General features: G+C 71.0%; 10 protein-coding genes. 2 read left to right on the forward strand and 8 right to left on the reverse strand.

Annotated features, from left to right (window positions below; all coding sequences use genetic code 11):
- From ACOJVU_RS07300 to ACOJVU_RS07310, 3 genes are all read right to left on the reverse strand, one after another.
- Nucleotides 1-1,152 (reverse strand): winged helix-turn-helix domain-containing protein (locus ACOJVU_RS07300; RefSeq protein ID WP_421529177.1); only part of this gene is annotated, 1,152 nt, incomplete at its 3' end.
- Between the two features lie 23 nt (nucleotides 1,153-1,175).
- Nucleotides 1,176-1,670: a dihydrofolate reductase gene (locus ACOJVU_RS07305; protein ID WP_421529169.1), complete on the reverse strand. Its 495-nt coding sequence runs from the start codon at nucleotides 1,668-1,670 to the stop codon at nucleotides 1,176-1,178.
- Complete coding sequence (locus ACOJVU_RS07310; RefSeq protein ID WP_421529170.1) at nucleotides 1,667-2,467, reverse strand: thymidylate synthase; 801 nt, start codon at nucleotides 2,465-2,467, stop codon at nucleotides 1,667-1,669. The genes ACOJVU_RS07305 and ACOJVU_RS07310 overlap by 4 nt, the downstream gene beginning before the upstream one ends.
- A 65-nt stretch (nucleotides 2,468-2,532) precedes the next feature.
- On the opposite strand from ACOJVU_RS07310, the gene ACOJVU_RS07315 reads away from it, so the two are divergent.
- The gene (locus ACOJVU_RS07315; RefSeq protein ID WP_421529171.1) at nucleotides 2,533-3,276 is read left to right on the forward strand and encodes a dienelactone hydrolase family protein; all 744 of its coding nucleotides are present in this window, start codon (nucleotides 2,533-2,535) and stop codon (nucleotides 3,274-3,276) included.
- Between the two features lie 48 nt (nucleotides 3,277-3,324).
- Here ACOJVU_RS07315 and ACOJVU_RS07320 read toward each other — a convergent pair whose 3' ends face one another.
- The 3 genes from ACOJVU_RS07320 to ACOJVU_RS07330 are packed head-to-tail and all read right to left on the reverse strand — an operon-like array spanning nucleotide 3,325 to nucleotide 6,379.
- Nucleotides 3,325-4,422: an acyl-CoA dehydrogenase family protein gene (locus ACOJVU_RS07320; RefSeq protein ID WP_421529172.1), complete on the reverse strand. Its 1,098-nt coding sequence runs from the start codon at nucleotides 4,420-4,422 to the stop codon at nucleotides 3,325-3,327.
- Complete coding sequence (locus tag ACOJVU_RS07325) at nucleotides 4,419-5,600, reverse strand: acyl-CoA dehydrogenase family protein (protein WP_421529173.1); 1,182 nt, start codon at nucleotides 5,598-5,600, stop codon at nucleotides 4,419-4,421. Before ACOJVU_RS07325 ends, ACOJVU_RS07320 begins: the two co-directional genes overlap by 4 nt.
- The gene (locus ACOJVU_RS07330; RefSeq protein WP_421529174.1) at nucleotides 5,597-6,379 is read right to left on the reverse strand and encodes an SDR family oxidoreductase; all 783 of its coding nucleotides are present in this window, start codon (nucleotides 6,377-6,379) and stop codon (nucleotides 5,597-5,599) included. The genes ACOJVU_RS07325 and ACOJVU_RS07330 overlap by 4 nt, the downstream gene beginning before the upstream one ends.
- Nucleotides 6,380-6,472: 93 nt before the next feature.
- Here ACOJVU_RS07330 and ACOJVU_RS07335 point away from each other — a divergent pair, with 93 nt between their 5' ends.
- Nucleotides 6,473-6,802 carry a PE-PGRS family protein gene (locus ACOJVU_RS07335; RefSeq protein ID WP_421529175.1) on the forward strand — a complete coding sequence of 110 codons (330 nt, stop codon included), beginning with the start codon at nucleotides 6,473-6,475 and terminating at the stop codon, nucleotides 6,800-6,802.
- Nucleotides 6,803-6,814: 12 nt separating this feature from the next.
- Here the strand turns inward: ACOJVU_RS07335 and ACOJVU_RS07340 are convergent, their stop codons facing one another.
- Nucleotides 6,815-10,051 (reverse strand): carboxyl transferase domain-containing protein, encoded by a 3,237-nt coding sequence (locus ACOJVU_RS07340; protein ID WP_421529178.1) that lies wholly within the window; start codon nucleotides 10,049-10,051, stop codon nucleotides 6,815-6,817.
- Nucleotides 10,048-10,406 (reverse strand): AMP-binding enzyme (locus ACOJVU_RS07345; RefSeq protein ID WP_421529176.1); only part of this gene is annotated, 359 nt, incomplete at its 5' end. The genes ACOJVU_RS07340 and ACOJVU_RS07345, both read right to left, overlap by 4 nt.

Below are 10,406 nucleotides of genomic sequence, written 5' to 3' on the forward strand. Positions count from 1 at the left end.
GCCCAGCCCCAGCCAGGACGCCATCGACTCCAGTTCGCCGGTCAGCGCTGCGGCCACCCGCGGCTTGGGCACGTCCGGTTCACCGAACGCGCCGACGACGCGCAGGGCGCCGGCCGCCCGGTCGGCTTTCAGGTCGACCCGTGCGACCAGTCGTCCGTCCAGCAGAAAAGGCCACACGTAGTAGCCGTACGTGCGCTTGTCCGGTGGAGTGTAGATCTCGATGCGGTAGCGGAAGCCGAACAGCCGCTCGACGCGGGGGCGGAAGAAGATCAACGGGTCGAATGGGCACAGCAACGCGGTGCCCCGGTCCGAGCGCGGCACGGTCTGCCCGGACCGCAGGTACGCCGGCGCGGACCAGCCCTGCACCTGCACCCGTTCGATCTCCCCGGCGGCCAGCAGGCCCGCGAGCGCCGGCTTGACCTGGGCGGCCGACAGGCGGAAGTAGTCGCGGATGTCGGCCTCGGTGCCCACGCCCAGCGCGGTGGCGGCCCGCAGCGTGAGGTCCCGGATCGCCTCCTCGTCGTCGACCTGGCGGGAGAGCACCTCGGCCGGCAACACCCGTTCCACCAGGTCGTAGTGGCGGGCGAAACCGACCCGGGTGGCGGTGGTGAGCGCGCCGGACGCAAACAGCGCCTCGGCGACCCACTTGGTGTCGCTACGGTTCCACCAGGCGCCCTTGTGGCGGCGGGGCTCGGCGGCCAGGTGCGCCTCGATCTGCCCGGCCGTGCTGGGCCCCAGTTCGGTGACGGCCGCCACGACGGCGTCGGCCAGGTGCGGGTTGTCGGTGACGACATGGGTGCGCCAGCGACCGTGGCGGTACTGACGCATCCGCCAGCGCAGCAGCGGCCAGTCCTCGACCGCCACGAGCGCGGCTTCGTGCGCCCAGTACTCGGCCAACAGCCGCGACGACCGCGGGCCCCACGCGACGCGGTCCAGCAGGTCACGGTCGTAGGGCCCGAGCCGGCTGAACACCGGCGCGTAGTGGGCACGCACCGCCGCCGAGACCGAATCCAGTTGCAGCACCTGGATTCGCGCCATCAGCCGCTTCAGGTGCGCGGCGGTGATCGCGCCCACCGACCGCGACCCGCTAAAGCCTTGAGCCGCAACGGCTGTCCGCCGGGCTTGGGCTGCGGTCAGCGTTCGGCTCCGCATCGGCACGGCGCCGAGGATACCGCTCACCCCCGACGGTAGCTGTGAAACCGGTGCCGCAGCCCGGACCGGCTCACCCGCCACTCCCCCGTCTCGACGCGCCAGGTGACGTCGAGCACCGGGGCCAGCGCGTCGTCGTCGGCGAGCGGCAGGTCGATGTCGACCTCGGTGACCTCGCAGCGGACGGCGTGCGGCAACGCGAGCAGGTAGATCTGCCCACCGCCGATGACCCAGGTCTCGGGCTCGGACTCACTGCCGCCGAAAGCCTCCTGGAGCGAAGCCACCACCTCGGCCCCGTCGGCGGTGAAGCCGGCCTGGCGGGACAGGACGACGTTTCGGCGGCCCGGCAGCGGCCGGACGCCGGCCGGCAACGACTCCCACGTGCGCCGGCCCATCACCACGGTGTGTCCCATGGTCAGCTGCTTGAAACGGGCCAGGTCCTCGGGCAGCCGCCACGGGATCTCTCCGCCGCGGCCGATCACACCGGACGTCGACTGCGCCCAGACCAGACCGACCGTCATACGGCGACAGGAGCTTTGATCGCCGGGTGCGGGTCGTAATTGCGCACGACGACGTCCTCATAAATATAGTCGAAGATCGAATCACGTTGCGCCAGAACGAGTTCAGGATACGGGCGGGGGTCGCGGGCCAGTTGCAGCCGCACCTGCTCGACGTGGTTGTCGTAGATGTGGCAGTCGCCGCCCGTCCACACGAACTCACCGACGCCCAGGCCGGCCTGGGCGGCCATCATGTGGGTGAGCAACGCGTAGCTGGCGATGTTGAACGGCACCCCGAGGAACAGGTCGGCGCTGCGCTGGTAGAGCTGGCAGCTCAGCCGTCCGCCGGCCACGTAGAACTGGAAGAACGCATGACACGGGGGCAGCGCCATCCGCGGGATGTCTGCGACGTTCCAGGCCGACACGATGATCCGCCGCGAGTCCGGGTCGGTGCGCAGCAGGTGCAGTGCGGCGCTGATCTGGTCGATGTGCTCGCCGGACGGGGTCGGCCACGATCGCCATTGCACGCCGTAGATCGGGCCGAGATCGCCTGTGCTGTCGGCCCATTCGTCCCAGATGCTCACCCCGTGCTCCTGCAGCCAGCCGACGTTGGAGTCACCGCGCAGGAACCACAGCAACTCGTAGACCACCGACTTGACATGCACCTTCTTGGTGGTCACCAGCGGAAAACCCGCCGAGAGGTCGTAGCGCAACTGCTGGCCGAACAGGCTGCGGGTACCGGTGCCGGTGCGATCGGATTTGGCCGTGCCCCGCTCGAGCACCACGCGCAGTAGGTCCTCGTAGGGCGTCGGTATCGGCACGCGGTCAGCTTAGCCGGTGGACGCCGAAAACCCCCGCGGCGACCGCGGGGAGTACAACAAAGACCATGCCGAAAATCACCGACACCATCACCACCGGCGACGGCGCCTGCACCGTCAGGCTGTTCACCCCCGAGGGGAGCGGCCCGTGGCCCGGCGTGATCATGTACACCGACGCCGGCGGGGTGCGCGACACCTTCGACCGGATGGCCGCCAAGCTCGCCGGATACGGCTACGCCGTGCTGCTCCCCGACGTGTACTACCGCAGCGGCGGCTGGGCCCCGTTCGACATGGCCACCGTGTTCGGCGACGCGGGGGAACGCCAACGGCTGTTTTCGATGATCGGCAGCGTCACCCCGGACAGGACGGCCGACGACGCCGACGCCTTCTTCGCGTACCTCGCGGGCCGCCCCGAGGTGTCCGGCGACCGATTCGGCGTGTGCGGCTACTGCATGGGTGGGCGTACGTCGGTGATCGTGGCCGGCCGCGTTCCGGAGCGAGTCGCGGCCGCGGCGTCGTTCCACGGCGGGGGGCTGGTCACCGACGCGGCGGACAGCCCGCACCTGTCGGCCGACCGGATGACCGCCACGGTGTATGTCGGCGGTGCGGAGAACGACCCCTCGTTCACCACCGATCACGCCGAACAACTCGACAAGGCGCTGACGGCGGGCGGCGTGCCGCACACCATCGAGTTCTATCCAGCGGCACATGGGTTCGCGGTCCCGGACAACCCGCCGTACGACGCCGCGGCCGACGAACGGCACTGGTCGGCGATGACGGGCCTCTTCGACTCGGCGCTGCGGCATACCTGACAACCGGGCACACGTGACAACCGCGGCGCGGTCAGGAAAGGCGTTTCGTCAGCCGGAAGGCAGATCAACCAGTGCGGCCAGGCGCGCTCGGTGGCGGTAGGCGGTGCCCAACGCCAGCTGGTCGCTCTTGGCCCGCTTGAGGTACAGATGGGCGGGATACTCCCACGTCATCCCGATGCCGCCGTGCAACTGAATGCACTCCTCGGCGGCGTGGACGGCGATCCCGCTGCAGTAGGCCTGCCCGATCGCCGCGGCGATGTCGGCGTCGGCGTCGCCGCGGGCGCAGGTGTCCGCCGCGTAGCGGGCCGCGGCCGCGGCGGATCCGACCTCGAACCACAGGTCGGCCAGCCGGTGCTTGATGGCCTGGTAGGAGCCGATCGCGCGGCCGAACTGCTTGCGCTGCTTGGTATATGCCAGCGTGGTGTCGAAGCACCATTGCGCCACCCCGAGTTGTTCGGAGGCCAGCAGCGCCGCGGCCGTTCGCAGGGCCTCGCCGACGGCCTCGTCCGCCGGCCCGATCGGTGTCGAGGCAGCGCCCGAAAAATGCACGTCCGCAAGCGGCCGGGTCATGTCCAGTGCGACCAGCGGCGACACCTCGACGCCGGACGCATCGCGTGCGACGGTGTGCAGTTCCAGTCCTTCGCGGCCCGCGACCGGCACCACGAGCACGTCGGCGTCCCCGGCCCCGGCGACGCTGCTGACCGATCCGGTCAGCCCGTCGGCGCCCGCGCTGACTCCCGTGACCACATCGCCCGGCGCGGTGGACAGCGGCACCGCCAGCGCCGCGGTGAGCTCGCCCCGGGCCAGCGCGGGCACGGTGTCGGTGTCGCCGGCGCGCAGCAGTGCGACCGTGGCCAGGACCGCGCTGGACAGGTACGGCACCGGCGCGACGGCCCGGCCGATCTCTTCCATGACGACAGCGGCCTCGCGGGCGCTCGCGCCGGCGCCACCGAGGGACTCGGGCACCAGCAGGCCGGCCACCCCCAGATCGGCGGCCAGCGTTCGCCAGAGCGCCGCGAAGTCCGGGGAGTCGGGATCGTAGGCGCGGGCCACCGACTCAGGTGGGCAGCGGTCGGCGAACAGCTGGCGGACGCTGTCGCGCAGAGCTTCCTCGGTGTCGGAGTACAGCAGATCGCCGATGCTCATCGGGGGATGTCCTTCCAGGCGACGTCCTTGTCGACGCGGTGTTCGCCGGGCAGGCCCAGGATCCGCTCGGCGACGGTGTTGCGCAGGATCTCCGACGTGCCGCCCTCGATGGAGTTGCCGCGGGCCCGCAGGTAGCGGTAGCCGGGCTCGCGCCCGAAGAGGTCGACGACTTCGGTTCTGCGCATGGTCCAGTCGTCGTAGCGCAACCCGGACTCGGTGTGCAGTTCGATGTCGAAGCCCGAAGCAGCCTGGGCGAGGCGGGCGAACGCGATCTTCATGCCGGCGCCTTCCGGCCCGGGCTGACCCGCCTGGGCCTGTTGCCCCAACCGCTCACCGGACAGCCGGAGCACTTCTGCGTCGACCCACAGCCGCATCAGCTCGTCGTGCATGGCCGGGTTGCGCAGCTCCGGCTCGTCGCGCCAGGCCGCGGTGACCTTGCCGATGATCCCACCCTCCCGCGGAACGCCGGGGCGCGAACCGATCGCGACCCGTTCGTTGTTGAGCGTGGTCGTCGCAACCTTCCAGCCCCCGCCCTCCGGGCCGAGCCGGTTGGCGTCGGGCACCCGGACGTCGGTGAGGAACACCTCGTTGAACTCCGCCTCACCGGTGATCTGGCGCAGCGGCCGGACCTCCACGCCGGGCTGGGTCATGTCGCACAGGAAGTACGTCAGGCCGGCGTGTTTGGGCACCGTCGGGTCAGTGCGGGCGACCAGGATAGCCATCTGGGCGTGCTGGGCCATCGACGTCCACACCTTCTGCCCGTTGACGATCCACTCGTCACCGTCGCGAACCGCCCGGGTGGCCACCCCGGCGAGGTCCGACCCGGCGCCGGGCTCGCTGAACAGCTGGCAGTAGACCTGTTCCCCGGTGAACAACGGCCGCAGGAACTTTCGCTTCTGCTCGTCGGTCCCGAACGCGGCAATGGTCGGCGCCGCCATGCCCATCCCGATGAAGTTCTTCGGGGTCCCCCCGACCGGCGCACCGGCGGCGGCCAGCCGGGCGTCGACCAGTTGCTGGGCACTGCGCGGCAGGCCGAGCCCGCCCAAGCCTTCCGGCAGGTGCACCCACGCCAGGCCGGCGTCGTACTGCGCGCCGAGAAATTCCCGCGGGGCGGTGGTCGCCGGGTCCTGGCCGTCGAGCAGTGCCCGTACGCGCGCGTCCAGATCGGCGGTGTTCACTGGCCGCCGTCCGGGTGAGCCCGGAAGCCTGCGGCATTGCCGAGCAACTGACCGCCGTCGATGACCATCACCTCGCCGGTGATCCAACTCGCGGCGTCGGAGACCAGGAACGCGACCGCTTGGGCCACGTCGACCGGTTCGCCGATCCGGCCCAGGGCCGTCGACGACGCCAACGGGTCCTCGTTGTCCTTCCACAGCGCCTCGGCCAACCGGGTGCGCACCACGCCGGGGCAGATCGCGTTGACCCGGACGCGCGGCGAAAGTTCCAGTGCCAGCTGCTTGGTGACGTGGATCAGCGCCGCCTTGGTGGCGTTGTACATTCCCATGCCCGGCGACTGGTGCAGGCCGCCGATGGAGGCGGTGTTGACGACGGCGCCGCCGTGCTCACCCATCCAGGACTTCACGGCAAGTGATGTCCACAACAGCGGGGCCCACAGGTTGACGTCGAAGATCTTGGCGAAGCGGGCGTGATCCTGGTCGATCATCGGGCCGAATGCCGGGTTGGTCCCCGCGTTGTTGACCAGGATGTCGACGCTGCCGAAGCGTTCCATGGCCAGGTCCACGCAGCGCCGCGCGGCGTCCTCGTCGACCGCGTGGGCGCCGACGCCCAGCGCCCGCTGCCCCACCTGTGCCGCGGCTTCGTCGGCCGCCTCCTGCTTGCGCGCGGTGAGCACGACGTTGGCGCCCGCTTCGGCCAGTTGTTGGGCGATGGCCAACCCGATTCCCCGGGACGCCCCAGTGATGATCGCGGTGCGGCCGCTCAGATCCAGGGAGCTCATTTCGACGTGCCTTCAGCCGGCCGCCGCATCACGGCGGGTTTTGTCCAGGTGTGGATGTGGTAACCAATGCGCATGTTAGCGAAATTAGCCCTCATGAAACCGCTGCTGGCGTCCGGGGCGGTCGCGGTCGCCATTGCCGCCGCCCCTACGGCAGCGGCCGGCGATGTGGCGGCCACCCCGGCGACGACGACCGCGAGCTCGACGCCCACCGCCTTCAAGGACAGTCCGGGCGGCGGAGGATGCGACGCCGACGGCGACTGCGGCTGGGGCGGCCAGAACGGCGGTCCCGGGGGCGGTCCGGGCGGCCACGGGTGCATACCAGGCGTGGGCTGCGGCTCCGGCGGCCAGTTCGCGGGCCCGGGCGGCATCCCGGGTGGTCACGGATGCCTGCCCGGTGTCGGCTGCGGTTCGGGCCACGCCTGATCCGCGCGCACCTCAGCCTTTCGCCAGGCCTTTCACAAGACTGGTGATCCAGGCCCGGGAGTCCGCAGGATCGATCACGTCGTCCAGCTCGAAGGTGGTGGCCGCCCGCAGCGCCTTGCCGTGCTGGTAGGCCGCCTCGACCAGACGGTCGAACAATGTCTGCCGTTCGTCGGGGTCGGCCTCATCGAGCTCCTTGCGGAAGCCAAGGCGCACAGCACCTTCCAGGCCCATTCCACCGATCTCCCCGGTGGGCCAGGCGACGGTGAACTGCGGCGCACGAAACGAACCGCCGGCCATCGCCATGGCGCCCAGGCCGTAACCCTTGCGCAGGATGATCATTCCGACCGGCACCGTCAACCGCGCGCCGACGACGAACATCCGGCCGAACCGCCGGACGGTGGCCTCCTTCTCCGCCTCCGGCCCCACCATGAACCCCGGGGTGTCGCAGAGCGAGATCACCGGCAACCGGAACGACTCGCACAGGACCAGGAAGTCGCCGACCTTGTCGGCGGCCTGCGCGTCGATCGCCCCGCCCAGGTGGTGGGTGCTGTTGGCGATCAGCCCGTAGGGGGCTCCCTCGACGCGGACCAGGGCGGTGACAACCCCGACACCGTGGTCGGGCCGCAGTTCGAGGACCGAGCCCATGTCGACGATCGACTCGATCGCCCGGCGAATATCGTAGGCGCGCAGCCGGTTCTGCGGCACCACCTGCCGGGCCAGCCGCGGGTCCGGCGCCTCCCAACACCGCACCGCGCCCTGGAAGTAGGACAGGTAGCGCTTGGCCAGCTCCACCGCGTGCGCCTCGTCGCGGGCAACGAGGTCCACCACGCCGTTGTGCCGCTGCACCTCGATCGGGCCGATCGCCTCCGGCGGGTACACGCCCAGCCCGCCGCCCTCGATCATCGCCGGCCCGCCCATCCCGATGTTGGCATCGGGGGTCGCGATGATCACGTCGCACACCCCGGCCAGCGCGGCGTTGCCGGCGAAACAGCGACCCGACACGATCGAGACCAGCGGCACCCGGCCGCGCAGGCCGGCCAGCATCCGGAAGGTGGGCACGTCGAGCCCGGCGGCACCGCCCACGTCGGTGTCCCCCGGTCGCCCGCCGCCGCCCTCGGCGAACAGCACCACGGGAACGCGTTTGCGCGTCGCCAGGTCGAAGACCCGGTCGGTCTTGGCGTGGTTGCGCATGCCCTGGGTTCCGGCCAGCACGGTGTAGTCGTAGGACACCACGACGGCCTCGGCGGCCGCCTGCCCGAATTCGTCGGCGCCGATGGTGGCCAGCCCGGCGACCAGGCCGTCTGCCGCGGTGTTGGCGATCAGGTCCTCCTCGGAGCGCCGGCTGCGCTGCGCGGCGACGGCCAGCGCGCCGTACTCGACGAAGCTACCGGCGTCGACCAGGTCGGTGATGTTCTCGCGGGCCGTGCGGCGGCCGCGCGCGTGCCGCTTGGCGACCGCGGCCTCCCGACCCTCGTCCAGGGTGAGCAGATGCCGCTGCCGCACCTCGTCGAGGTCGGCCCGTCGACTGTCGAGATCGATTGCCGGAGAAACTGATTCGTTGTCAGAGCGGCGCCCGGTGCTGGTGAACACCAGCAGCGGGTCACCGGTCCCGACGACCTGCCCGGGGGCCACCAGCACCCGGACGGTGCGCAGCGCGCCGGGTGCGCTGAGCACGTGCTGCATCTTCATCGCCTCCAGGACGACCAGCTGGTCACCGGTCCCGAAGTCGGTGTCCTCGGGCGGCACCTCGACGACGGTGCCGGCCAGCTGGGCGCGCAGCGGCTCTTCACCCGGGTACAACTCGACCTCCGCGGCACGCGCGTCGCCCTCCCGGGACAGCGCCGCGGCCGCGAGCGCGGGGAGCCTGTCGTCGAGGAAGTCCGTGGTCACCCAGCCGGACGCAATCTCTTCCTGCTCCAACAGTTCTCGCAGAAAGCCGAGGTTCGTGCGGATTCCCTCGATACCGAACTCGCCCAGGGCGGTCCGCGCCTTGCGCACCGCGGCCGGAAAGGACGTTCCACGCACATGGGCAACCACCTTGGCCAGCAGCGAGTCGTAATGGGGGGCGGCCACCAGCCCCGGTCGGCCGTAGGTGTCGACACGCACGCCCGGCCCGCTGGGCGGTGTGAACGCCGACAGGGTGCCCGCCGCGGGCACGACGGAACCGTCGGACGCGAAGGTCTCCATGTTGACCCTGGCCTGGATCGCGATGCCCCGGCGCGCCGCCGGCTCACCGATGATTTCGACGCCGTCGGAGGCAATTCCGGCCGGAAGCCCGAGCTCGTAGAACGACGCGCCACCGGCGATGGCCAGCTGAACGCCGACCAGGTCCACTCCCGTCGTCTCCTCGGTCACCGTGTGCTCCACCTGAATCCGCGGATTGACCTCCAGGAAGAAGAACTGCGTACCGGAGAGCAGGAATTCGACGGTGGCCAGCCCACGCAGGCCGGCCCGGGCGCACAAACGGGCGGCTGCCTGATGCAGAGTGCGGCGCAGGGCGTCGGGCAGTCCCTGGGCGGGGGCGATCTCGATCAGCTTCTGGTGGCGCCGTTGCAGGCTGCAGTCACGGTCGCCCAGCGCGAGCGCGTGCGTCTGGTGACCGGCCGGCGCGGCGACGACCTGCACCTCCACGTGCCGTGCCGCATCGAGCACGGCCTCGGCGAACAGCGCCGGATCACCGAAGCCGCGCTGCGCCTCGGCGGCGCACTGCCGGTAGGCGGCCCCGATCTGGTCGGCGCCGGTGACTTTCCGCATTCCGCGGCCGCCCCCGCCGGCCAGCGCCTTGATCATGACGGCGCCGCCGTGCGCCTCGAAGAAGGCCGCGATGTCGGCGGCGCTGCTCGGCCCCTCGGTGGCCGGCAGCACCGGCACCCCTGCGGCGACGGCGGCGGCACGGGCCGACGACTTGTTGCCCACCAGCTCGAGCACGGCGGCGTCGGGACCCACGAACCTTCGCCCGGCCGCCACGCATGCGCGCGCGAATTCGGCGTTCTCGCTGAGAAACCCGTACCCGGGATGGACGAGTCCGGCGCCGGACCGGTCGGCCGCCGCGAGGATGGCGTGCTGGTCGAGATAGGCGGCCGGCCCGGCACCGGGAAGACCGATCGCCTCGTCGGCCGCATGCACATGCGGGGCGGCGGCGTCGTCCTCGGCGTACACCGCGACCGTCGTCATACCCAGTTCCGTTGCGGTGCGAACGATCCGGAGCGCGATCTCGCCGCGGTTGGCGATCAGCAGAGTCGCGCTCACCGCCACGGTTCGCCCCACCGCACCTGCTCGCGCAGCCTGCCCTTGAGCAGCTTGCCGCCGGCGTTGCGCGGCAACGCGCTGTCCACCACGGTCACGTACTGGGGAACCTCGTAGTCCGCGAGTCGGTCGCGGCAATGGTCGATCACGGCGGCCACGTCGACGGTGCCGCCGCCACCGAACAGCACGGCACCCACCTTCTCCCCCATCACCTCGTCGGGAACCGCCAGCACGCAGGCCTCAGCGACGCCGGGCGCGGATAGCAGCACGGCCTCCACCTCGATGCTGGACACGTTCTCCCCGCCCCGGTTGATGATGTCCTTGAGCCGGTCCACGATGTGCACCCGGCCGGCGTCGT

Origin of the sequence: Mycobacterium sp. THU-M104 (assembly GCF_049197365.1) — a bacterium.
In the GTDB taxonomy this organism is placed as follows: domain Bacteria; phylum Actinomycetota; class Actinomycetes; order Mycobacteriales; family Mycobacteriaceae; genus Mycobacterium.